The organism is Natrinema thermotolerans, from assembly GCF_031165565.1.
Lineage (GTDB): Archaea > Halobacteriota > Halobacteria > Halobacteriales > Natrialbaceae > Natrinema > Natrinema thermotolerans.
Window position 1 is genome coordinate 3,973,103 of the sequence record NZ_CP101873.1, and the last position, 24,263, is coordinate 3,997,365.

Annotated in this window: 21 protein-coding genes; 12 read left to right on the top strand and 9 right to left on the bottom strand. The window is 66.5% G+C overall.

Features of this window, described 5'->3' with window-relative positions:
• The first annotated feature begins 222 nt into the window (after positions 1–222).
• The 6 genes from NP511_RS20425 to NP511_RS20450 all read left to right on the top strand — a co-directional run bounded on the left by NP511_RS20425 (position 223) and on the right by NP511_RS20450 (position 7,229).
• A complete protein-coding gene (locus NP511_RS20425) occupies positions 223–1,686 on the top strand; it encodes an extracellular solute-binding protein (protein WP_049964156.1) in 1,464 nt (487 codons plus the stop codon).
• Entirely contained in the window at positions 1,676–2,713 is a 1,038-nt protein-coding gene (locus tag NP511_RS20430; protein ID WP_049964157.1) for a carbohydrate ABC transporter permease, read from the top strand. Before NP511_RS20425 ends, NP511_RS20430 begins: the two co-directional genes overlap by 11 nt.
• Positions 2,713–3,771: a carbohydrate ABC transporter permease gene (locus NP511_RS20435; protein WP_006648677.1), complete on the top strand. Its 1,059-nt coding sequence runs from the start codon at positions 2,713–2,715 to the stop codon at positions 3,769–3,771. Before NP511_RS20430 ends, NP511_RS20435 begins: the two co-directional genes overlap by 1 nt.
• A 4-nt stretch (positions 3,772–3,775) precedes the next feature.
• Positions 3,776–4,963 carry an ABC transporter ATP-binding protein gene (locus tag NP511_RS20440; RefSeq protein WP_049964158.1) on the top strand — a complete coding sequence of 396 codons (1,188 nt, stop codon included), beginning with the start codon at positions 3,776–3,778 and terminating at the stop codon, positions 4,961–4,963.
• Between the two features lie 132 nt (positions 4,964–5,095).
• Positions 5,096–6,175: a Gfo/Idh/MocA family protein gene (locus NP511_RS20445; protein ID WP_049964159.1), complete on the top strand. Its 1,080-nt coding sequence runs from the start codon at positions 5,096–5,098 to the stop codon at positions 6,173–6,175.
• Between the two features lie 85 nt (positions 6,176–6,260).
• Positions 6,261–7,229, top strand: coding sequence for a sugar phosphate isomerase/epimerase family protein (locus tag NP511_RS20450; protein ID WP_049964160.1), 969 nt, complete (start codon positions 6,261–6,263; stop codon positions 7,227–7,229).
• 25 nt (positions 7,230–7,254) lie between these two features.
• On the opposite strand, the gene NP511_RS20455 is transcribed toward NP511_RS20450, so the two are convergent.
• On the bottom strand, positions 7,255–7,542 hold the full coding sequence (locus NP511_RS20455) for a HalOD1 output domain-containing protein (RefSeq protein WP_049964161.1): 288 nt from the start codon (positions 7,540–7,542) through the stop codon (positions 7,255–7,257).
• 159 nt (positions 7,543–7,701) lie between these two features.
• The gene (locus tag NP511_RS20460; protein WP_049964162.1) at positions 7,702–9,105 is read right to left on the bottom strand and encodes a cryptochrome/photolyase family protein; all 1,404 of its coding nucleotides are present in this window, start codon (positions 9,103–9,105) and stop codon (positions 7,702–7,704) included.
• Positions 9,106–9,409: 304 nt separating this feature from the next.
• On the opposite strand from NP511_RS20460, the gene NP511_RS20465 reads away from it, so the two are divergent.
• The 3 genes from NP511_RS20465 (at position 9,410) to NP511_RS20475 (ending at position 12,024) form a co-directional block, all read left to right on the top strand.
• The gene (locus NP511_RS20465) at positions 9,410–10,570 is read left to right on the top strand and encodes a tubulin/FtsZ family protein (RefSeq protein ID WP_006648684.1); all 1,161 of its coding nucleotides are present in this window, start codon (positions 9,410–9,412) and stop codon (positions 10,568–10,570) included.
• Between the two features lie 128 nt (positions 10,571–10,698).
• Positions 10,699–11,712, top strand: coding sequence for an MBL fold metallo-hydrolase (locus tag NP511_RS20470; protein WP_049964163.1), 1,014 nt, complete (start codon positions 10,699–10,701; stop codon positions 11,710–11,712).
• A gap of 123 nt (positions 11,713–11,835) precedes the next feature.
• Entirely contained in the window at positions 11,836–12,024 is a 189-nt protein-coding gene (locus NP511_RS20475; RefSeq protein WP_006648686.1) for a hypothetical protein, read from the top strand.
• 39 nt (positions 12,025–12,063) lie between these two features.
• Here the strand turns inward: NP511_RS20475 and NP511_RS20480 are convergent, their stop codons facing one another.
• From NP511_RS20480 to NP511_RS20495, 4 genes are all read right to left on the bottom strand, one after another.
• Positions 12,064–12,771 (bottom strand): 6-hydroxymethylpterin diphosphokinase MptE-like protein, encoded by a 708-nt coding sequence (locus NP511_RS20480; RefSeq protein ID WP_049964164.1) that lies wholly within the window; start codon positions 12,769–12,771, stop codon positions 12,064–12,066.
• A 188-nt stretch (positions 12,772–12,959) separates the two neighbouring features.
• Positions 12,960–14,153: a dihydropteroate synthase gene (folP, locus tag NP511_RS20485; RefSeq protein ID WP_049964165.1), complete on the bottom strand. Its 1,194-nt coding sequence runs from the start codon at positions 14,151–14,153 to the stop codon at positions 12,960–12,962.
• Positions 14,154–14,203: 50 nt separating this feature from the next.
• Positions 14,204–15,418 (bottom strand): AMP-binding protein, encoded by a 1,215-nt coding sequence (locus tag NP511_RS20490; RefSeq protein ID WP_049964166.1) that lies wholly within the window; start codon positions 15,416–15,418, stop codon positions 14,204–14,206.
• Positions 15,419–15,618: 200 nt separating this feature from the next.
• Complete coding sequence (locus tag NP511_RS20495; RefSeq protein ID WP_006180903.1) at positions 15,619–16,845, bottom strand: Cdc6/Cdc18 family protein; 1,227 nt, start codon at positions 16,843–16,845, stop codon at positions 15,619–15,621.
• Positions 16,846–17,819: 974 nt separating this feature from the next.
• Here NP511_RS20495 and NP511_RS20500 point away from each other — a divergent pair.
• Both NP511_RS20500 and NP511_RS20505 read left to right on the top strand, forming a co-directional pair.
• On the top strand, positions 17,820–18,581 hold the full coding sequence (locus NP511_RS20500; RefSeq protein WP_006648690.1) for an RNA methyltransferase: 762 nt from the start codon (positions 17,820–17,822) through the stop codon (positions 18,579–18,581).
• A 91-nt stretch (positions 18,582–18,672) separates the two neighbouring features.
• Positions 18,673–19,710 (top strand): hypothetical protein, encoded by a 1,038-nt coding sequence (locus tag NP511_RS20505; protein ID WP_049964167.1) that lies wholly within the window; start codon positions 18,673–18,675, stop codon positions 19,708–19,710.
• 135 nt (positions 19,711–19,845) lie between these two features.
• On the opposite strand, the gene NP511_RS20510 is transcribed toward NP511_RS20505, so the two are convergent.
• On the bottom strand, positions 19,846–20,520 hold the full coding sequence (locus NP511_RS20510; protein ID WP_211249076.1) for an HTH domain-containing protein: 675 nt from the start codon (positions 20,518–20,520) through the stop codon (positions 19,846–19,848).
• Between the two features lie 139 nt (positions 20,521–20,659).
• Positions 20,660–21,610, bottom strand: coding sequence for a DMT family transporter (locus NP511_RS20515; protein WP_049964168.1), 951 nt, complete (start codon positions 21,608–21,610; stop codon positions 20,660–20,662).
• Between the two features lie 181 nt (positions 21,611–21,791).
• Between NP511_RS20515 and NP511_RS20520 the strand changes: the two genes are divergently transcribed.
• Positions 21,792–22,274 carry an Lrp/AsnC family transcriptional regulator gene (locus tag NP511_RS20520; protein WP_006180898.1) on the top strand — a complete coding sequence of 161 codons (483 nt, stop codon included), beginning with the start codon at positions 21,792–21,794 and terminating at the stop codon, positions 22,272–22,274.
• Between the two features lie 36 nt (positions 22,275–22,310).
• Here NP511_RS20520 and gatE read toward each other — a convergent pair whose 3' ends face one another.
• A complete protein-coding gene (gatE, locus tag NP511_RS20525) occupies positions 22,311–24,179 on the bottom strand; it encodes a Glu-tRNA(Gln) amidotransferase subunit GatE (protein WP_049964169.1) in 1,869 nt (622 codons plus the stop codon).
• Between the last annotated feature and the right edge of the window lie 84 nt (positions 24,180–24,263).

Consider the following 24,263-nt stretch of genomic DNA (forward strand, 5'->3'; position numbering starts at 1 on the left):
CGCCCTGGATCCGACGCCCACGGTCGAATACGCTCGGCCGGCACCTGCCGACCGTCGCCTCGAAATCGGCGACTAGACGCCGCCCTGCGAGCCGCCCGAAACCGGCTCGACCGTGGCTCGTACGCCCGCGTCCGCGTAACGGAACCGTTATCGGGACAGTCAGCTTTTATTATCATATTTACAGCTAACAATTAAGGTGGTGACCGTGGTCCGTCCCCTCGCATGGGACGAGATACCACCGGCGGGGACGACCGCTTCAGCGCCGGACGGCGGTCGTTCCTGACCGGGACGGCGGCCGCGACGGCGGGAGCCGTGGGGGTCGCCGGCTGCCTCAGTCGGGGCCCGGGCCCGAACACCGTCGTGATGACCGCCGATTCGGGCGTCGCGGGGATCATCCAGGGCGACGGCGACGGGCCGTCGGTCCAGCAAGCGCTCTGGGATGCGGGACTGAACGAGGACATCAACATCGAGATCCAGACCGTCGTCAGCGACTCCGCGTCACGGATGCAGACCGCCCAGTCGGCCCTCGAGGCGGGTCGAGCCCCGCCGGACATCCACATGATGGACAGCGGCTGGACGGTCCCGTTTATCCTCCGAAACCAGACGGTCAACCTGACCGAAGAGCTGTCCGAGGACGTCCTCGAGCGGGTCAACAGCGACTATCTCGAGGCGATCCTCGAGACGGCGCGGGACCCCCAGACCGGTGATCTCCACGCGCTGCCGCTGTTCCCTGATCTGGGTTTTACCCTGTACCGCCAGGACCTGCTCGAGGACGCCGGCTACGATACGAGCGGCTGGGGGACCGACCCGCCCCGCTGGGAGGAGTTCGCGTCGGCGGTCCGTGACGCGCGAGACGGGGCCGGCCTCGACTACGGGTTCACGACGCAGGCGGCCGCGTACGAGGGGCTGTCCTGTTGTACGTTTAACGAGGTGATGACCTCCTGGGGCGGGGCCTACTTCGGCGGCACCGACAACCTGTTTACCGCCGGCGAGCGGCCGATTGCGGTCGACGAAGAGCCGGTGATCGACGCGATCCGGATGATGCGATCGTTCATCGAGGGCGAGCAAAGCAGTGCCGACCAGTTCGCACAGATCTGCCCGTCGGCGGTCGTCCAGTGGACCGAACAGCAGTCGCTCAGTCCGTTCGCGGACGGGAGCGCCGTCTCGAACCGGAACTGGTCGTTCGCGATCGCACAGACGGGCACGGAGGAGGCCTTCGGCGAGGATTTGGGCGTGATGACCCGGCCGTACGCGGTCTCGGAGTCCAACGCCGAGTACCAAGGTACCGGCGGCACCACGGCGGCACTTGGCGGCTGGAACCTCGCCGTGAGCCCGTTCTCGGATCGGCAGGCGGAGGCACTGCAGGTCCTCGAGGCGTTCGCCACCGAGGAGGTCATGCTCGCGGTGTTCGAACTCGGGGGGTATCTCCCCCCGAACCTCGATCTGGTCGCGGAGGCGGACCCGGACGACGTCGGCCCTGTCGCTCGCTACGCCGACGTGGTCCAGTTGGCCAGCGAGAACGCGATCCCGCGACCGGCGACCGACCTCTGGCCCGAGCAGTCCGCGCTGATCTATCAGTCGGTAAACGCGGCCTATCGCGGCGTGCAATCGCCCGAGGCGGCGATGAACGATCTCGCCGAGGAACTCGAGCAGAGCGAGGCGGAGGTGGCTACCGATGGCGACTGACACAGAGACGGACGGGATCGGCGACACCGGACGGCGCCAAGACCGGGAGCGGACCGGCAATGCCGTCGTCAACTGGATGGAGGGACTGAGCGAGGCGGCGTACGCGTACCTGCTGTTATTGCCGGCGTTCGCGCTGTTGACGCTGGTCGCGTTCTACCCGATGCTCCGGACGTTCGTCATGTCGCTGCGCGCCGATCAGACGCGAGGGCTGGACCCGCTTGGCGGGTTCGTCGGCATCGAGAACTACGTCGACATCCTCACGGGGAACGCACGGCTGGCCCGGCAGTTCCTCGACGTGGGACTGACCTCGTCGTTTCCCTTCGTCGAACTCGGGACCCCGTTCTTCCAGCAGGCGTTGTTCGTCACGCTCGCGTTCGCGGTCATCAGCGTCGTCATGGAGACGGTGATCGGGTTCGGACAGGCCTACGTCCTCGATCAGGACTTCCGGGGACGACGGTGGGTCCGCGTGGCGATCATCCTCCCGTGGGCGGTGCCGATCGTCATCCAGGGAATGATCTTCTTTCTCCTCTTTCAGCCGACGGTCGGATTCGGCTCCGACCTCATGCAGAGCCTGGGAATCTTCAGCGCGACGCCGCTTGCCAACAGCCGCGACGCCTTCATCATCATCCTCGTGGCCGACATCTGGAAGTCGTCGGCCTTTATGGCCCTGCTGATCCTCGCGGGGCTACAAAGCGTCGACCGCAGCCTGTACGATGTCGCGCGCGTGGCCGGGGCCTCGCCATGGCAGCGGTTCAAACTCATCACGCTCCCGCTGGTGATGCCGGCTCTGCTCGTCGCAATGTTGTTCCGAACGATGGACGCGATGCGGGTGTTCGGACTGATCGAGTCGACGGCCGGCTGTACGACGGTGCCGTCGCTGACCTGCCTCGTCGTCGAGGCGATGTTCGGCGGCACGCGCATCTACGCGACCGCCGCCGCCGTGGCCTTCGGGACGGCGCTGGTCATCGGCCTGATCATCGGCATCTACCTGCTGCTGTTTCGCGACACCGAAGGAGGGATGTACTGATGTCCGATCCACGAGACACCACCGATCCAAGCGGCATCGACGAGTCGGGAGCCGATCCGCCACGCGATCCGACGCTTCGCCGCCCCGACGGCGGCACACCTGCGAGCGGGTCCGACGACGCCTCGATCCTCAAAGACGGCCGGGACGCGGAACTCGACCGGGGCCCGTTTCAGCAGTGGGTCGCCGATTCCATCGAGAACCCGGACCGGGTCTACCGGGCGATGTTCTACGTCGCCGCGGTCTTTTTCCTCTTTACGACGCTGTTTCCCTTCTACTGGCTGCTCATGGTCGCGCTGACGCCGGAGGGACAGCTCCAGAACATCGTCTTCACGCCGAACGGCTTCAACCCCGGCGCGTTCGTCGAAGTGTTCCAGGTCATCCCCTTCCACGTCTACATGTTCAACAGCTTCGTGATCGCGCTTGCCTCGACGGCCGTCGTCCTCGTCGTCGCCAGCCTCGCCGGCTACGCGTTCGGCCGCCTCGAGTTCCCCGGCCGAACGCCGCTGATGCTGTTAGTGCTGGTGATCTCCTTTTTCCCGCCGGCGGCCTTCTTCATCCCGCTGAACGACCTGTTCAACACCTCCTTTTTCTTCCTCGAGCCGATCACCGGCGACGGGACCCTCTACAACACGCCCTTTGCCCTCGTGACGCCACTGTCGGCGATCTTCATGCCGCTGGCGATCTTCATCCTCACGACCTTCTACGGACAGATCCCCGACGGGCTAGAGGACGCGGCCCGGGTCGAGGGGACGACGCGACTCGGCGCGCTGTTCCGGGTCATCATCCCGCTGTCGGCCCCCGGCGTCGCGACCGCGGGCGTGTTGACGTTCATCGCAACCTACAACGAGTTCTTCTTCTCGTTCCTGATGACCGACGGCCAGCCGGAGAACTGGGCACCGATCCTCGACGGCATTCTGGCCTATCAGGGCCAGTACCAGGTCCTGTACCACCTCATGGCCGCCGCGAGCATCCTCGGGGTGATCCCCGTCGCGATCCTCGTGGTCATCGCACAGGAAAAGATCGTGAGCGGACTGACCGCGGGCGCACTCAAAGAGTAACACAATGGCACGAGTACGACTCGAGAACATCACGAAACGGTACGGTGAGGAAACGGCGGTCGACGACATCAGCCTCGAGGTCGAGGACGGCGAGTTCGTCACTTTCGTCGGCCCCTCGGGCTGTGGGAAGTCGACGACGATGGAGACGGTCGCGGGGCTGACCCAGCCCACCGAGGGACGGGTCTACATCGGCGACGACGAGGTCACCGACCTCGCCCCGAAGGACCGGGGGGTCGCGATGGTCTTCCAGAACATCGCCCTGTTCCCCCACATGGACGTCTACGAGAACATCTCCTTCGGGCTCCGGCTCCGGAAATACGACGACGAGGAGGTCCGCCGTCGCGTCGAGGAAGCGGCCGATATCGTCCAGCTCGAGGGGATGCTCGATCGGATGCCCTCGGAGATGTCCGGTGGCCAGCAACAGCGGGTCGGCATCGCCCGCGCAATCGTGCGCAACCCCGACGTGTTCCTGATGGACGAGCCGCTTGCCAACCTCGACGCGAAGCTGCGGGTCCACATGCGGACTGAACTCCAGCGGCTCCATCGGGAGCTGGACGCGACGGTCATCTACGTCACCCACGATCAGGCGGAGGCGATGACGATGTCCAACCGGATCGCCGTCCTGAACGACGGCCGACTCCAGCAGATCGCCGCACCGCTTACCTGTTACAACGAACCCACGAACCTCTTCGTCGCCGGCTTCATCGGCTCACCCTCGATGAACTTCGTCGAGGGAACGCTCGTCGAGGACGGTCTCGAGACGAACAACTTCACCGTCGACCTCGATCCCTCGCAGCTGTCGGAAGTCGGCGTCGGCGACGCCGTTACCCTCGGTGTCAGACCGGAGGACGTCCACTTGACCCGGTACGCCGACTCGCTGACCGACTCGACCGATCGGATCGGGGCCCGGACCGACGTCCTCGAGCCGATGGGCGACGAGGTCTTCGTCTACCTGTTGCTCTCCGAGGCCGCGGCCGGGTCGATGGAACAGGACCCCGCTACCTCGCCAAATCAGTTGCTGATGAGCGTTACCCCCGATACGGAGATCGAGGCGGGCGAAGACGTCGACGTCGTGTTGGACCGTTCGAAGATCCACCTCTTCGAGACGGCCTCCGGTGACGCCTTGCTCCACGGGTTGACGGACCGATCGGGACGGGAACCGGGGACGACACCGACGGAAGCCGACACCTGATCGGCCCCGCCGATCCGACTCCACCCACTCGTCGTTTGGCGACGGATCGAAGGTCTTCGAGCCCCCATATTCGATATAGCGACTATCGGTGTATCAGATCGAGACGAGACGCTCGCAGCGGCCTCCCAGACAATGACACCTGACCGAACTGATATCAAAACCGGCATCGTCGGCCTCGGAAACATCGGCCAGTACCACGCAGAGCGACTCGTCGACCTCGGCGTCCCGCTGGTCGGTGGCATGGACGTCGCTGCTGAGGCCCGGACACGGTTCGCCCGGCGATACGACGTCGACGTTTACGACGACCACCGGGCGTTATACGACGGCGTCGACGCCGTCATCATCACGACCCCGAACAAGTACCACGAGGAGTACGCCGTCGACGCGTTCGAACGCGGGTTACACGTCCTCCTCGAGAAGCCACTGGCCCACTCGATCGACAGCGCCAAGCGGATCGCCGAGGCCGCGGCGGCCTCGGACGGGGTCGGCATGGTCGGGTTCAACAACCGCTTTGCGAACACGGTCCGGATCGTCAAAAACCGCATCGAACGGGGGGATCTCGGCGACGTCTCACATATCGAGGCGAACTACGTTCGGCGACGCGGCATCCCCGGACGGGGGTCGTGGTTCACCCGCCGACAGATCGCCGGCGGCGGTGCGTTGATCGATCTCGGCGTCCACGCGATCGATCTCGCACTGTACCTGCTCGAGTATCCCGCAGTCGAGGAGGTGACCGGCGTCTCGCGCGGGGTGTTCGGCTCCCGCGAGGAGTACGCCTACCTCGATATGTGGGCCGAGGACGCCGGACCGGGCGGGTTCGACGTCGACGACTCCGCCAGCGCGTTCATCCGCTGTGGGGACAACCGGACCATCTCGCTCGAGGTCGCGTGGGCGACCAACCGGCCGGCCACCCACGAGTTCGTCGCCCGGGGAACCGACGCGGCCGCCCGCTTCGACCTCCTCGAGGGCGATCTCAGCGTCCACTCCGCGAGCAATGTCGGCCCCGACCACCTCGAGGACACGACGATCGAAACGCGGCAGAACGACACCCACTCGGACGAACAGCGGGCGTTCTTCGGCCGGATAGTCGGGGACGGCGATGCGGTGGGCACGTGTGCCGACAGCGTTCAGGAAGCGTTGACGGTCCAGCGGCTCGTCGACGGGATCTACCGCTCGAGCGAGGAGGGACGGACGGTCAGGATCGACGAGTGAAAAGGACCCACAGCCCAGCGGCGAGCGACCGGCCGCCATCGGCTGCCTGCCCTCGTTTTATCCCCGCGGCCGTGGTCGCTGACCTATGCAGATCGGCGTCCACACCCCGCCGCTGGCCGACGAACAACTCGAGAGTGCGCTACCTTATCTCGACGACCTCGGCGTCGACGCGATCGAACCCGGCGTCGGCGGCCACCCGGGGCAGGATCACCTCGTCCGGTCCGAGTACCTCGACGACGAGACCGCACAGGCCGAGTTGGGGGACCTTCTCGAGGAGTGTGACATGGAGATCAGTGCGCTCGCGACCCACAACAACCCGCTCCACCCCGACGACGAGCGGGCCGCCGAGGCCGACACCGAACTCCGGGAGGCGATCCGGCTGGCCGCCCAGCTCGAGGTCGACGCCGTCACCTGTTTCTCGGGGCTGCCCGCGGGCGGCCCCGACGACGAGGTTCCCAACTGGATCACCGCGCCGTGGCCACCCGAACACGCCGACGCGCTCGAGTACCAGTGGGGACGGGCGATCGACTACTGGGGCGAGATCGCCGACGACGCGGCCGATCACGGGGTCGACGTCGCGATCGAGATGCATCCGAACATGTTGATCTACGAACCCCACGGGCTGGCACGGCTCCGCGAGGAGACCGGCGAGCGGATCGGGGCGAATTTCGATCCATCCCACCTCTACTGGCAGGGAATCACCATCACCGACGCGATCCGCTATCTGGGCGAGCGCGACGCGATCCACCACGTCCACGCCAAGGACACCAAGATCTACGACGCGCAGGCCCGCGAGAAAGGGGTGCTGGACACGACCGCCTACGACGACGAACCGAACCGATCGTGGCTCTTCCGGTCGGTCGGCTACGGGCACGGCGAGGCCCACTGGAAGGATATCGTCTCGGCGCTCCGGCTGGTCGGCTACGACGGCACCCTAAGCATCGAACACGAGGACTCGCTGACGAGTTCACGGGAGGGCCTCGAGAAGGCGATCGAACTGCTCGATCGAGCGGTCTTCGAGACACAGCCGGGCGAGGCCTACTGGGCCGACTGAGGCGACTTACTCCTCGATGGCCCGGCTAACCGACTCGTCGGCGGCCCCGATCGCGGACCTCGACGCCATCGGCGCGAACGACGATCTCGTAGCCCTCGTACTCGAGGGAGACCACCGCGTTGCTTTCGGTTCCCGCGGCGGTTCGGAACAGTTCGTCGAGCGCCTCCGGGTTGACCGCGGTAAACAGCGGCTCGTAGGCCGGGGGCTCGATCTCGGTGACGTCGACGCCTTCGTGCGCGGCGATCGCCTCGATGATCGCCTGAGAGGGCGGCACCTCTCCATTCGGCGTCGACGGTTCGTCCGGAGAGGACATACTAGCCGCTAAGAGAGTCCGCCGGATAAGGGTGGTGGCAAACGTGGACTTTGATGCCTATAGGTAATACCTTCGTATCGGCTCAGTCATTAGAAGGGGCAGGTGCCGTTGATCGGTCGCCGACGGCGACGGGACGCGATCGGACGGCTGGGTCGACGGCTACGAGTCGTCGCGTGCCCGCTCGAACATCGCGATCGCCTGCTCGCGGCGGGCCGCGTGGTCGACGATCGGGGCCGGGTAGTCGGGGGCGATTCGCTTTCGCTCCGCATCGGACAGTTCGTGCCAGCCGTGGATCTCCGCGGGGCTCGCGTCGGCGAATTCGGGGACGTACTCGCGGATATACTCGGCATCGGGGTCGTACTCGCGGCCCTGTTTCATCGGGTTGAACACCCGGAAGTACGGCTGGGCGTCAGTGCCGGTCGAGGCCGCCCACTGCCAGCCGCCGACGTCGTTTGCGGTGTCGTGGTCGGCCAACTTCCGACGGAACCAGTCGTAGCCGGCCCGCCAGTCGAGCAGGAGGTCCTTGGTCAGAAACGAGGCCACGAGCATCCGCACGCGGTTGTGCATCCATCCCTCGGCTTGGAGTTGGCGCATCCCCGCGTCGACGATCGGACACCCCGTCTCGCCGGCCTGCCACGCGGCGAGCGCGTCGGGATCGTCGTGCCACTCGATGTCGTTCTCGTAGCCACTGAAATCCTCGGTGACGGTTTCGGGATTGAACGCGAGGACGTGGGCGTAGAACTCCCGCCAGGCGAGCTGGCGCTGGAACTCGCGGACGCTCTCGCGGTCGTCGTCGCTCTCGGCTCGCTCGGCTGCCCGCTCGGTCGCCGCGTACAGCTCCCGCGGGCCGATCGTCCCCCACTTCAGCTGCGGCGAGAGCCGCGACGTGCCGCTCTCGGCCGGGTAATCGCGCCGGTCCGCGTAGTCGTAGATCGGCCCCGAACAGAAGTCGGCGACCCGCTCTCGAGCCGCCGCCGTCGTCACCGTCGGCGGCGTCGCCTCGGGTTCGTCGAATCCGAGGTCCGAAAGCGTCGGGATCGGCTCGCCCGAGACGGCCGCGAGGTCGTCCGCATCCGGTTCGACCGCGGGCTCGCGTTTGTCCCGGTCGCGCCACTTCTTCCAGAAGTAGGAAAACACCGAGTAGTGATCGCCCTGATTGGGCGTGATCGAGCCCGGTTCGTGATGGATCGCGTCGTGGAGCGACTCGGCGGCGATGCCCTCGTCCTCGAGGGCCGCCCGGACCGCCCGGTCGCGCTCGCGTGCGAGCCCGCTGTAGTCCTCGTTCCAGACGACCGTCGTCGCGTCGTACTCGGCCGCGACCTCGGGAACGGCCGCGCTCGCCTCGCCGCGGACGACGAGCAGATCGCTCCCGCGATCTCGGTACTGCGACCGCAGATCCTCGAGGGCCTCGAGCAACGTCGCGACCCGGACGGGCGAGGCGTGGTCGAGGACCGTCGGATCGAGGACGAACAGCGGAACGACCGACTCGTCGGCGGCCGCGGCGCGTGCCAGTCCGCGGTTGTCGTCGGGCCGGAGATCCCGGCGATGCCAGAAGACGTTCACGGTCGCAGTCGGGGCTCGAGGACCGAAAGCGTGGGGATGGCGGCGACGTGGTCGCGGCCTTTCTCCACGAGATCGATCGGCGATCCGAACGGTCACGAATTGATGATAGTAATCGATCGCTGAACGTGTTCACTAACGAAGGGTAGCGGTTCGATGACTGTCTTTTCCTCAGGTATATGTCGGCCATAACAATGCCCGATGCTGTCGACGCTCGATTCGTGGAACCCGTTCCCATTCCGGTCGCGGCGGCCGATCCCGAGTGATCGGTCGCGGCCGCGCCGGGGAACGGCCACGACAGACAGCTATGAAACTCGCACTCATCGGCTTCGGTCAGGCAGGCGGGAAGGTCGTCGACGAGTTCCTGGCGTTCGACGAGCGGACCGGCGGCGGCTTCGTCGAGTCCGCAATCGCGGTCAATTCCGCGACGACGGACCTGAAAGGGCTCGAGCGCGTCCCGGAACGGAACCGCGTCCTCGTCGGACAGGCCCGGGTGAAAGGCCACGGCGTCGGCGCGGACAACGAACTCGGTGCCGAAATCGCCGAGGCGGACATCGACGAGATACAGGGCGCGATCGATCGGATTCCGGTCCACGAAATCGACGCCTTCCTCGTCGTCGCTGGCATGGGCGGCGGCACCGGGAGCGGCGGCGCACCGGTCCTCGCGAAACACCTCCGACGGATCTACACCCAACCCGTCTACGGGCTCGGGATCCTCCCCGGGACCGACGAGGGCGGGATCTACACGCTCAACGCGGCCCGGTCGTTCCGCACGTTCGTCGACGAGGTCGACAACCTGCTGGTCTTCGACAACGACGCATGGCGCAGCGCCGGCGAGTCGGTCGCGGGCGGCTACGACCGGATCAACCGCGAGATCGTCGAGCGGTTCGGGCTCCTCTTCGCCGCCGGCGAGATCGACCAGGGCGATCACGTCGCCGAAAGCGTCGTCGACTCCTCGGAGATCATCAACACGCTCTCGGGCGGCGGCGTCTCCACTATCGGGTACGCCAGCGAGACGGTCGAGACCGACGACGGACTGCTCTCGTCGCTGACCGGCGACGATGGATTCGACGAGGGCGCGGCGACCAACCGGCTGACGAGCCTCGTCCGCAAGGCCACGCTCGGCCGGCTGACCCTGCCCTGTGACGTCGCCAGCGCCGACCGCGGGCTGGTCGTCGCCACCGGCCCGCCGAGCCGGCTCAACCGCAAGGGCGTCGAGCGCGGCCGGCAGTGGCTCGAGGACGAGACGGGAAGCATGGAGATCCGCGGTGGCGATTACCCCCTGCCCGACCGGAGCGAGGTCGGGACGATCGTCCTGCTGTCGGGAGTCACCGACGTGCCGCGGATCGACCAGCTCCAGCAGGTCGCCATCGAGGCTCAGGAGACGACCGAGGACGTCCGGGCGCAGGCCGACGAGGCGTTTACGTCCCTGATGGACACCGGCGGGGAACTCGACGCACTATTTTAGTTGTCCGAGGGCCCGCGGCGTTCGTCGACCGTGAACCTGAAGGGAAGCCTCTCACGACCCTACACGGAGACGGTATCGGCCGGCGAACGACGGGGAACTAAGACGCCCGCCGCCCGAGAGTCGCGGGAATGACTGCCGACGAGATCACGCGCATCGACGTTGGCGGGGACGCGCCGGAAGGGACCAACAGTGCGTACCTCGTTGGCGATCGGGCCGTCGTCGACCCCGGACCGCCGACCGACCGCGCGTGGCGCGACCTCCGAGCGGGCCTCGAGCGAACCGGCGTCGAGCCGGCGGCGCTGGAGTACGTCCTCGTGACTCACTGGCACGCGGATCACGCCGGCCTCGCGCCGCGGCTGGCCGCGGCCGCGGACGCGGCGCTGGCGATGGGGGCCGGCGACGCGCCGCTGGTCGCCGACTACGCCGAGGCGCGCGAGCGCCGCCTCGAGCGCGACGCCGCGACGATGGACGCCTGGGGCGTGCCGGCCGACGCCGTCGGCGAGGTCATCGACGGCGACGCCGTCTCGGCGATGCCCGACGAGACGCCCGTCGAGCGACTCGCGGACGGCGACCGGGTCGCGGGGCTCGAGGCGATCGCGACGCCGGGGCACACGCTCGGGCACACCGCCTTCGCCGGCGACGGATTCGTCCTGGTCGGCGACGCCGTCCTGCCGACCACCACGCCGAACGTCGGCGGGAGCGATACCCGGACCCTTCGCCCGACGGCGGTCAACCCGGTCCGGTGCGACGATCCGGCGGCCGGTAGCGCGGCGATCGATCACGACCCACTGGCGGCGTTTCGGCGGACGCTCGAGCGACTCGCTGACCGGTCCGAGCGACTCCTGCCCGGCCACGGCACCGCCGTCGAGTCCGGACGCGTCGCCGAGATCCTGACCCACCACCGGGAGCGCTCCCGTCGGGTGTTCGCGGCGCTCGAACGACGCGGCACTGCGACCCCCTGGGATCTCGCCGGCGACCTGTTCGGCGATCTCGCGGGGATCCACGTCAAGTTCGGGGCCGGCGAGGCGGCGGCACACCTGCGGACCCTCGAGCGGCAGGGACGGGTCGATCGCCTCGAGGGGACGCCCCGTCGCTACCGGCCCGTCGACGGGGAGCCGTCGACCCGCGAGACGGGCGTCTAGGGGCCGATTACCGCCGCGGGAGACCACTGTGGGCCATCGGTTATCGGCCCGGGTCACATCACCGTTCGTGTCAGTTCGGATAATCGGACAATAACGAACTGTGATATGAGTGACCGAACTGCTATGGGTGGACAAGCGGGGAGCGATTCCACGACCGGATCGACCGTACGAAAGACGCTCGAGGCGGTACTGCTCCGGAGCGACGACCGGACGGTAATCGAGGAGTGTCGGCGGTGTGGGACGACGCTCGAGTCGGCCGCGACGTGTCCGGCCTGTGGCTGTGACGACATCGTCGAGTATCGGATTCAGTGACGGCTACGGAGTCCGCGGAAAGCGCCGACGACGGCGTCGTCAGCGGGAGTCGATCGGGAGGGAGGCAGTCTCGATGTCGTCCCGCCGTCCGTCGAGGACGCCGAATCGATCGCCGCGTCGGCCCTCGAGCCAGTAGAGCAGTCGCTCGGCCCACTCGAGTTTGTGCGATTTCACGTCATCGACCGCTGGATCATCGAAGTCCCAGCCGACGAAGACCAGATCGGCGGCCCCGAGGTGATCGGCGAGAAAGGCCGCTCGGTCGCCGTCGGTAAAGCCCCCGAAGTTCCGGACCGGTCCTGTCGGTGCGGCCTGGGTCGTCGGCACGATGGACGCGTGGTCGCAGTTCGGCACGACCTCGCGGATCGCCTCGCGGTTGTCGCCGTGGCCGTGAACCGCGACCGGGACCCCCTGGTGGGTGAGCCGCTCGACGGTCTCGGGGTTCTTGTCGAGGTCGGTCACCATACAGTCGGCGTCGATCCCGCAGCTCGCGAGCGTGTCGACGGCGGTCGATGCGGCGAGGACGACATCGGCCTCGCGCGCCCGCTCGAGGCTCCGATCGTCAGTTAGCGACGGACCGGCCCCCGCGATGGCCACCGTCGCGTCCGGCCCGATCGGGAGTGCCGTCGGCTCGAACGACGTCTCGAGCAGCGATTCCAGCAGGTCGCGACCACGCTCGTCGCCGGCCCGACCGTAGCCGAAGTCCTCGAGAATGGCCTCGTAGACCGGTTCCCACTCGTCGAACTCCATGCGGGTACTCGCGGCGCGACCGGTTTGGACCTTCGGGATACTGCCGGTCGACCCACAGCCGTCGCTGGTCGATGTAGGGCCACAATAATTCCGTGATGTGGGCCGGGGGTCGCCTCCAAAGTACCCCTACCCGGGAGGCCGCCCGGCGTCCACTCTTCCATTTTGAAGCATCCGGTATAAGCTTTCTCTTAACGCAGCAGTTCTGACAGCTTCTCGCCGAGTGTGCCCAAACGGCCGTCACGGGACGCGAGATCCGTTGCAACGCCGGAAACCGACGTCGTCGATCCGACGAGCAGCAGTCGGGCGTCTGACGTGCGTTGGACGACTGCCCCGTGGTCGGCCGCGACCGCCGTCAACCGCTCCCCGGCGTCGACATCGAGCCCGTCGATCTCGAGGAGTTGGGCCTGCCAGTCGTCGGCGAAGTCGGGGTCGATACCGCGCTCTCGGAGCTGGGCCCGGAACTCGGCCGTCGAGTGGACATCCAGTTGCGAGACGTCGATGCCCCCGACCGTCGCGGCCCGTCGCTCGGTGAACGCCTTCCCGATCAGGGCCGCGTCCCGCGTCTCGGCCACGTCGTGGGTCCGGATCACGTGTGCCCCTCGCTCGACGGCCATCGAGGTCGCGGCCAGACTCACCGGCAGTCGTTCCTCGGTCTCGCGGCCGGCGATCTCCCCGAGGAAGTTCTTCCGGTTGATCGAGACCAGCATGGGCCGCTCGAGCGCCCGGAACTCCCGCAGACGCCGGAACGTCTCCTGATCGTCGGCGACCGTCTGGGCCTCGCTCCAGCCGCCGAACGCGGGATCGACGATCGTCTTGTCCGTCAGCCCGTTCTGTTTCAGCGCCTCGTACACCTGGTCGACGTAGTCCGCTCGTTCGGCCCAGTCCGGCGACTTCCGCTCGGCCCAGTCGTTCTCCTCGACCGCGCCGGGGCGCTCGAGGTCCGGCGGACTGGCCATCTTCGCGACCGCGACGTCGTGGTCCTCACAGACGGTCGGCATCTCGGGATCGGCAAAGCCCGCGATGTCGTTGACCATGTCGAACCCCTGCGAGAGCGCCTCGTCGGCGACCTCGGCGTACCGGGTTTCGATGGAGAAGACCGCGTCGCCCGAGACGCGCTCGATCGTCTCGAGCGCGATCGGTAGCCGCTCGAGTTCCTCCTCGGCCGAGAGGACGTCGAAGCGCTTGTTCGCGGACTCGAGACCGATGTCGACGATGTCGGCCCCTTCGCCGATCAGTTCCTCGTCGACGTAGCGGGCCGCGTCGCCGGGGTCGTCGTAGACGCTGGGATCGTAGGGAGACTCCTCGCTGACGTTCAATACGCCCATGATCCGGGGCGGATGGTCGTCACCGATCCCCAGGCCGGCGGCGTCGACGTTGTGCATACCCGGTCTGAGGAAGCGAGGCAAAAAGGTATCGTGGTTCCGGCGAGCCACTATCGGTCCGTGGCGGAACGAACGGGCTTGGCCTCCGTTCGGCGACGGATCACGCCGTCTTCGGAACGCGCCGGGACGCCTGTCCTGACCCAGCGCGTGCCGTCGATCGTCACCGCCCGCTTGTCGGTCAACGAGGGCAGATCGCGGGAGTCGTCCGCGACCGCCGCGCTGGTGACCGCGAGTTCGTCACCGGCCCCCTCGTCGACGACTCGCGCCCGGACCCCGGAGAGGGGGTCGCCGATCGAGCCGGACGCGACGTCGGCCGGCGGTCGCACGTGTGTCAGCCCGGTTTCGGGGAGCCCACACAGCCGAACCGCGTCGCCGGGGTCGCCGGCGTCGCCGTGTTCCGCACTGAACGTCGCCCGCGTCGATTCGACGACGCGGAGTCCGCGGTCGTCGATGCCCCCGTTCGCACGGAGGTCGCGGTACTGATCCGGAGTGATGAACGTCCGATCGGCCTCGGTCGTCACGAGCAACGAGCGCAGCGTCGTCGGATCGGCGGTCGTGATCGGCCGGTATCGCCCGCCGTCGGTAAGCGTCGCGTTCGCGCCGTACATGAACTCGATCGGGTCCGAGAGGGGCACCGCGCTGCGGTGGGACTCGAGTGGGTCGGAGCCGTCGCCGGGAGCGTCCGGCCGAGCGCTTGCGGCCGCGTGCAGGGATGCGTGCGTGTAGACGGCGGCGACGGGCGGGCGCTCGTCGCGATCGACGTAGGCGATCAGCGCTGGGTCCTCGTCCGCTCGCCGCACGACATCGATGCCGGTCCGCGAGTTCGAGCCGTTCATCCCGCCGTTGTCGAGGAAGTCGGCGAACGAGACGCCCATCCGGGTGTCGGAGTCGACGGTCACGGCGACGCGCAGCGATTCGCTGCCCGTCAGGAGGGGCATGATCGGGCTCGAGTCGGTCACGAGCGCCGTCGCCTCGGTGTCACTCAGGACGTGTCGCACGTCTCGGTTCCCGTAGGTCGCGGGGAGCGTGACGGGAACGCAGCCGGCCCTGAGCGCGCCGTAGGCCGCGACGAGAACCGAGCGCGGATCGGCGACGTGAATCGCGACCCGATCGCCGGCCGTGATCTCCCGCTCCCCGAGGCCGCCCGCAAACGAGTCCGTGGCGGTCCAGAGTTGCGAAAACGTCATCGGATCCTCGCAATCGATAGCCGTCGCTCCGGGGTCGTTTCGCATCGCCGATCGGAGTTCGGTTACGAAATTCGTCATCTATCCGAACGGACGCAGTAAATATTCATAAGTATTTACTGCTGGCTAAATTCCTGACCAGACATATGGTTTTAGATGTTTTTAGTGGAGATACGACCCGACATCTACCAGATATGTGGCGACAATCGAAAATCGTCCCAAAACCGCCGCTCACCAGTAGTCACGGTCCGCACAGGTCGCGACGATCGAGGGACCCGTTGTCACTCCTCTTCGAGGACCGCCAGCCGCGAGTCACGCAGCAGCACCTTCTTGACGATCGAGGGGTTCTCGAGCAGGCGGTGTTTCGCGTGAGCGCCCCGGCCGCGTCCCCGGCCCTCACGTTCGGACTGGATCACGTTGAGGAAGTTCTGCTCCTGGAGGATCTCCTGGACCCGGCGCTCCGAGAGGACGTCGAAGTCAAGCCGGCGGGCGATCTCCTTGTACTGGTTGTAGATGATCTTCGTCGGGAACTCCTTTTCCTGGCTGTTCTCGGTCAGCAGGGTCAGCGAGTAGAGGATCGCCTTGGCCTGTTGGGGCGAGCCCTCGATGAGTTCGTTGAAGCGGTCGGCCTCGGTCTTCTCCTTGGCGTCGCGGACGTGGTCGGCCGTCACGCGGGTGTCGTTTCGCTTCTTGGCGATCCGGCCGGCGTTCCGGAGGATGTCGATCGCCTTGCGCGCGTCGCCGTGTTCCTGTGCCGCGAGCGCGGCGGTCAACGGGATCACGTCGTCCGAGAGGACGCCGTCGTGGAACGCGTCGCGACGTTTCTCGAGAATCTCGACGAGCTGGTTGGCGTCGTACGGCGAGAAGACGAGTTCGTCCCGCGAGAGGCTGGACTTGACGCGTTCGGAGAGGTGATCCGGGAAGTCGATCTTGTTCGAGATGCCGATGATGCCAATACTCGAGTCCGAGATTCGGCGGTTCTCGCCGGCCCGGGAGAGTTTGCGCAACACTTCGTCGTCCTCGAGCATGTCGATCTCGTCGAGAATGACGATCGTCACGTCGGTGCAGTGATCGACGGCCTGCCAGAGGCGCTTGTAGTAGTCGCCGGTCCCGAGCCCCCGGTCGGGGACGGTGACCCCGCTCGCGTCGGGTTCGTTGACGATCTGAGCGATCGTCTTGACGATGGAGGCCTCGGTGTTCTGCTCCCCGCAGTCGATGAAGGCGTATTTCACGGTGACGTCGTCGTGTTCGGCCTCGGTGATCACGCGCTGGGTGACCGACCGCGAGATGAGCGACTTGCCGGTACCGGTCTTGCCGAAGATGAACAGGTGGTTGGGCTCGCTCCCAAAGATCGCCGGGTTCAGGGCGTCCGCAACCCGTTGCATCTGTTCGTCGCGACCGACGATCCGGTCCGGCCCGGGCAGGTGCGTGATCTCGAGCAGACGCTCGTCGGCGAAGACGGGGTCGTCGTACCGAAAGAGCGGATCTCGATCGTCGTTGGCGGCCATTGCAGTGGCCGGCCTTTTCAACTCGACTGAAATAAAGCTGTGGAGATCGATCGCGGATGTAAACACGTCGGGTAAGCGACTCGAGCGCCCGTTTTCGACCACCTGGCCGTCCGTCCGGCGATCCGCCGCCCTCGCGCTTCTAACGCCGAAACCGGTCGATTCACAGGACGGGCACCCCCATCGCGGGTGTAAAACCGGCGCGTTCGATCACGAAACCCCCAGTACCGACCGATTCCGAGAGCTGTGTCGCGGTCACTGCGTGTGGTCCGAATCCGAGACTGCAGTCGAAACCGCATCGCTACAGCGGTCGAACGTTCGAATCGGGATTCGCTCGAGGGGGCACACCCCGGTCGCGTTTGTAACGGGAAACGAGTGGGGTGGTCCGATCAGTATTGCCCGATTTGGGCCGTATGAGGCGAACTATCGAACAGCCTTTCATCCGCGATGGTGGTGTGTTCACGAACAGAACCCCCACTCGCAATCACGGTTACAAACGCGAGGGGGGTGTGTCCCTCTCTCACTAATTCCAATCCAACCCGTACAGGGCGATACTGGACGGGAACGATCCCGTTGTACCGGCACAGTCGACGAGGCCACGACTTCGATGGGGTCCACAGTCACGGAAACACACTGTCGGAACACGACGATGGGGATACCGTTCTATCGGACTACCATGTCTCTAGTCTAGTAGTGTTTCTAGACTAGTGTATCTAAGCTAGAGTAGTTGTCCTGAAACGGCAACTGGTCTGACTCGAGCCACCACACGACAGCCGGTCGCGGCCAGTCACGAACGGACTCCTTTTTGCGGTCCCGACCACTACTCCGGCTATGAACCCGCGTCTCGCTTCCGTCGCGTCGGTCGCATCCGTCCCGTCCGGCGGTCTCGGAACGGAGTCACCATCGAACTCGACGACAGCCCCCCTTCGACGAGGCATCGAACGATTTCGCGTCTCGGTCGTCCGCTTTCCGAACCGATGAGTGAGGATATCCCACCTACCGCGGACGCGACGGCGCGAACGGTGCCGGCCGTCGCCGTCGTCGACGCCCAGTCGCCGGGGAACGTTGGCACGATCGCCCGCTCGATGAAGAACTTCGGCTTCGAGGAGTTGCTGTTGATCGACCCGCCCGAACTCGATCCCGACGGCGAGGCCTACGGCTACGCGGGCCACGCTCGAGAGGATGTCCTACCCGAGGCCGAGGAGATCACGTTCGATCACCTCGTCGAGAACTACCATACAATCGGCTGTACGGCGGTGACCAACGAGGACGATCGCAGCCACACGCGGTTTCCCTACTCGACCCCCGCGGAGTTGGCCGACCGGCTCCCGACCGTCGAAGCACCGACCGCACTCGTGTTCGGCCGCGAGCGCGTCGGGCTGACCAACGCGGAACTCGCCCGGATCGACGAGATCTGTTCGATCCCCGCGAGCGCGGCCTACCCCGTCCTCAACCTCGGGCAGGCCGCGACCGTCACGCTCTACGAACTTCGGTCGCTCGCGCTCGAGGCAACGCAGTTACCGGACGTCGAACGGGTTCGTGCCCCCGAGGCAACCGTCGACCGACTCTACGGCCAGTGGGACGACCTGCTGACCGAGATCAACCACCCCGACGAGAAACGCGACAAGACGATGCGGATGCTCAGACGGGTGTTCGGTCGGGCGGACCTGACCGAACGCGAGGCCAACACCCTGCTCGGTCTCCTCCGCCGCGCGACCGAGCGGCCGGCCGAGGACTGACCGTTGAGGTGGCGCTCGGGCTGTCAACGCTGCTAAATATCGGCGATAACGGCCGGTACAATAATACGGTTTCAGTGACCATCACCTGACCATGACTACCTATCGCCGACGAGCGACGCTGGGACTACTTGGAACGGGGATGGCGTTGCTGGCCGGTTGTTCCGGATCGTCCGACGACGGTAACGGCTCCGACGACGACACCGAAGACGAGTCCGACGAATCGGCCGGTGACGCGGACATCGACGGTGAGAACGGTGACCTTCCCGCCTACGCCTCGATTCTCCCACAGAGCGACGACCCGTCGTACTTCTACGGTGCGATCGACGGCGCGACGCTCGATACCCTGCTCAACGACGAGGGTGCAGCCGAAGGCAACGAGCCGACGGATCCCCTGCTCGGGAACCCCGTCATCATGGCAGTTCTGTTCGGCAACTTCGGCAGTCGCGCCTCCCGCCAGGCCTACGTGAACAACGATCAGACGGCCGCCGACGAGGGCGTGCTGGTCGACGCCAACGGCGTCTACGCCGTCAAGGGCCAGTACGATCAGGACGGGCTCGCCGCCGACCTCGAGTCGGCCGGTTACGCGGCCGAGAGCGACACCGACGCGTATTCGGTCTACAGCGACCCCGACTCCGGCGAGGCCGTCGGCGTCTCCGAGGAAGTGTTCGCGGTCACCTCGCCAAACCCGAACGACGACGGCTTCGAGCCGATCGCCGCCGTCGAACGCGTCCTCGAGACGGCCGTCGGCGATCGGGAGCCGAAACACGCCGTCGACGAGGACTTCGAGTGGCTCCTTCGTGCCAGTTCGACCGACGGCATGGCGCTCTGTCGGTACACGGAAACCGAGGCGTTCGATCCCGCGACCCTCGGCAACGAACAGGTGTCCTCGGACAGCCTCGAGTTCGCCTTTGGCGCGTTCGAGGGGGCAAACGGCGCACATCAACAGCTCTCGCTCGGCGACGGCGACGCGACCGCAAGCGCCGTCGTCACCTACGCCGACGAGGCCAGCGTCGACCGCGACCGCCTCGAGTCGGCGCTGGGAACCGACGCCGATTCGGTGACGTTCGAACAGGACGGATCGGCCGTCGCGGTCGACGCCGAGTACAGCGGCGATCTGGTCGAGGAGTAAATCTGCGAACGCGCCGGGGAGACGGCGTCGAATCCGTCGCGTTCGCGACCAAAACGGAGTAGTCGAGGGTACTGTTACTGCGGGGCACTGTTACTGCGGGGCACTGTTACTGCGGGGCACTGTGACTACGGGTCCCTATGACTGCGGCGGCGTCTGCCCTTCCGCCGTCGTCTTGGACGCCGTCACCTGGGCGACGTACCGCCCGGAGTCGGTCACCTGCCCGACCCAGCCGCAGTCGCCACAGGCAAACAGTCCCTGGCCGTCGATCAACTCCCCGCCGCAGTCGGGACACGGGTCCGAGATCGTCCCATCCGGCGCACCGTCGGCGTCGGTCGCTGCTCCGGCATCGACCGGCTCGAGCGGGGTCGGCACCGCGCCGGTCCGAAGCGTCGCGATCGCCTCGTCGGTGGTGTAGGTCTCCTCGGTCCGCTCGTCGGTGTGAGGGAAGACCCCGACCAGATCGTCGTCCTCGTAGATCTCGAGACACAAAAGCGGCGTCACGAGCCGCTCGCGGGTCTCACCGGTGATCTGCGAGGTCGTTTCCCGCTCCCGAAACGGCGGGCGGACGCTCACGCCGCGGCGATCGGCCCACTGCTCGAACCGTTCGTAGTTCTCGAGGACCTCCTGATGGGGGCTCTCTTCGGAGAGCGCGACCTCCTTGGGCCAACTCCGCAACAGCAGGTCGTCGATCGCTCCCTCGTCCTCGCAGGCTTGTAGCGTCTCGATCTGCTCGTCGATCGGCTCGAGAAGCAGGGGTGCGCGCACGTGACACACCACAGTACGGTCCGTATGGTCGGTTTTGCGCTGCATCGTTCTCAGTCAGGTTGTCGGGCAACGTGCGTGCTAATAACTGTTTCCGACGGTGCAGATACGGCCAAGTCCCGATCGACCCGACGAGGCTGTCCGTACGGTGGCAAACCGGTTAGTGCCTGCCTCGAGACGTGGCCGATCACGGGGTCGTGGAAGACGCTCCGTCGAGCGCCGAGCGAAGCACGGACCGCAGCGCCTTGCGTTTGATCATGACGAAGCCCGCGAGGATCGTCACCAGGCCGACGAGCGTGAGCGAGTCGACGAGATATCCCAGCGCGACCCAGCTTACCCCCATCGCAACTACCGGCTCGGCGTAGCTGACCAGGATGACCTGCGTCGCGCCGGTTCGCTCGAGCAGTTCGAAGTAGAGGAAGAACGCGAACACGCCGGAGACGAGCGTCAGGTAGCTAAACGAGAGGACCGTCGCCGACGTCAGTTCGATCGCTGCGACCGACTCCCCGCGCAGGAACGCCCAGCCGAGCAACACGCCGGCCCCGATGAGCATCGCCCACGCCTGGAGCGTCTCGATCGGGAGCGCCGAGTCGATCGGGCGGACGAGGACGCTCCCGAGCGCGAACGCGACGGCCGAGCCGAACACGAGGACAGCGCCGACGGTCACGTCGCTTCCGAGCGCGGCCGATGACGGCTGGACGACAGCGATCACGCCCACCAGACCGAGTATCAAGCCTGCGATCCCTGCAGGTGCCAGCCGCTCCTCCGGGAGTACCACGCCGGCGAACCCTGCCGTCAGGATCGGGGCCGTGCTAACGATCGTCGCCGCGACCGCGCCCGACACGTACAGTTCGCCGAGATACAACAGGCCGTGATAGAGCGCGATGACGAACGTGCCGGCGACGGTAACTGCCGCCCACTCTCCACGGCCCGCCGGTCGAACCCGATCGTTCACCACGGCCGCGTATGCGAAGACGATCGCGCCCGCGATCGCGTACCGAAGGCCGGCGAACAGGAGCGGCGGAACGTACTCGAGTCCGATCTCGATCGCGACGAACGAACTGCCCCAGCATAGCGCGAGTATCGAAAAGAGTGCCGCATCACGGCACCCATCTGGAATCCAATCGATTGTACTCATATCTCCTTCGAAAATCACGGTCGTATTTAGACCCTTCTACAATCGAGCGGTGTTTTGAGAATCAAGAACCACACATATGAATTCATTTCGAGTTGGACGCCGATAATCGGCCGATAGTTGGAGAAATATGCAATTACATAAGCCGGAAAACACATGTCGGTCGGGGTCGAACCTCGTCCATATGGACGAACGCGACGTGCGCCTCCTCAAGGCGATCGCCGAACTCGAGACGGGAAGTCCCGAACGGCTCCACGAGGCGACCGACATTCCGATCTCGACGATCCACTACCGTCTCAACAACCTCCGAGAGGAGGGCATCATCGAGAACGACCGCTACGATATCGATCTCGAGGCACTCGGGCTGGGCGTCACCGTCCTGATCGAGGTTCACGCGGACTATCGGGGCTCCTACGAGACGTTCGCGGATCGGCTCCTGACCGTCGAGGGGGTTACGAACGTCTACTTCACGATGGGAGAGACGGACTTCATCGTCGTCGCACGCCTGAGCGACAGCGGCATGGTCGAACGCCTGATCGCCGAGTTCGAACAACTCGAGGGCGTCGAACGGACCGACTCGACGTTCGTCATCTCGGCGATCGAAGAACGGGACGCACTCCAGAGCTACGAGTTAGAGACGCTGCTCGAGGAACTCGTCGATGAGTGAGAACCGCGGCGTCGGTAGCACTGCGCCTCGAGCGAGTTACGCTCGTTTCTGAATCTCCTCGCGCAGGAGTTCGCTCACGAGGTCGCCGTCGGCCTTCCCGCGGAGCGCGCCCATGCACTCGCCCATGAGTCCGGAGAAGGCCTGCATGCCCTCCTCCTCGACTTGGCCCGCGTTGCGTTCGACGACCTCGACGACGGCCTCGCGGACTTCGTCCTCCTCGGCTCCGCCGAGTCCGGCGTCCTCGGCCGCTTCTTCGGCCGTCCGGTCCGGCTCCTCGGCCAGTGCCGCGAGCAGATCCGGCACGCCCTCGTTCGGCAGGTCGCCGTCCTCGACCAGCCGGAGAACGCCCTCGAGGTGGTCGCGGGTCAGGTTCTCGACGGGCGCGCCGTCACGACGGACTTCGGTCAGCGTCGACTCGAGCGTCGTCGCGGCCAGCGTGGGATCGATTCCGCCGCCGACGACGTCCTCGAACAGCGGCATGTACTCGCCGTAGGCGACCTGTTCGGCCAGCCCCGCGCCGAGGTCGTACTCGTCCTGATACCGCTCGACCTTCTCGGTCAACAGTTCGGGTTCGGGCACCTCGCTCGGGTCGGGCTCGACCGGCGGCACGTCCGTCTCGGGGTACATCCGCGCCGCGCCGGGCAGGGGGCGCAGATAGCGGGTCGTCCCGTCGTCGTTCGCGCCGCGGGTCTCCTCGGGGACGCCCTCGAGGGCGGTCTCGGCACGCTCGGCGGCGGCCTCGATCGCCGATTCCGCAACCTCGGTGTCGGCGGCGACGATGGCGACGGCGTCCTCGGGTTCGGCACCGACGGCAGCACGCAGGTCGGTGACCTCGTCCTCGGTGACGCCGTACGCCGGCAGTTCGTCGGTGTGGAAGATCCCGCCCGCGCCGTGGCGCTTCGCGTGATCGGAGAGTTCGGTCCCGAGCCGGCGGTCGGGGGCGATTTCGCGGCCGACGATCCCGTCGAAGCCATAGAGCGGCACCGCCGTGACGGCACCGCCCGAGTTCAGCGCCCCCGAGATGACGCCGCTGTCGGTGTCCTCGAAGACCCCGGTCACGTCCTGTACCTCGCCGACCGACGCCTCGCGCTCCTCCAGTTCGGCCGCGATCTTGACGAGTTCGGCCTGTCGGGCCACCTCGTTGCGGACGATGTCGTCGATGTCGTCGAGGCTCTGGACGCCCTTGATCTCGACGCGGGCACCCTCCTCGATGGAGACGTTGACGTCCTGGCGGATCGTCCCCAGGCCGCGCTTGACCTTCCCGGTCGAACGCAGCAGCATGCCGATCCGCTCGGCGGCCTCGAGGGCCTGCTCCGGCGTCGAGATGTCGGGCCTCGTCCCGATCTCGACCAGCGGGATCCCGAGCCGGTCGAGACTGTAGCGGACGCCGTCGTCGGTCTCCTCGACGCGCTGGGCGCTTTCCTCCTCGAGCATGAGGTCTTCGATGCCGACCGCTCCTGCACTGGTCTCGATCGCGCCGCCGGTGGCGATCAGCGACGAGCGCTGGAAGCCCGTCGTGTTCGAGCCGTCGACGACGATCTTGCGCATGACGTGGGCCTGGTCGACCGGGCTCATGTCCATGAGCTGGGCGATCTCGAGGACGGTTTCGAGGGCTTCCTCGTCCAACTCGTGGGGCGGCTCGTCGTCCTCCTCGACGAGACAGGTCGTGTCGTAGGCGAGGTACTCGAACTCGCGGTCGACCATGCTCTCCTCGACGGCGGCGTCGTCGAGTTCGCCCAGTTCGCTCCGGGTGGGGTGGAGATAGCGCGAAAACGTTCGCGTCGACGCCTCGGGCTCGCGAAGCTCGGTCGGACACTGACAGAACAGCTTCGTCGCCGTGTCGAGTTGCTGGTGGATCTCCAGCCCGGCGACGAGTCCGAGCTCGTCGTAGTCGTACTCGGTCATTGGCGGCCACTCGGTGGCGGAGGGGTAAAAAACCGTCCAGTCCGCGCCGCCAGCTCCGTCCACTCGGGACTGGCCCGCAGTCAA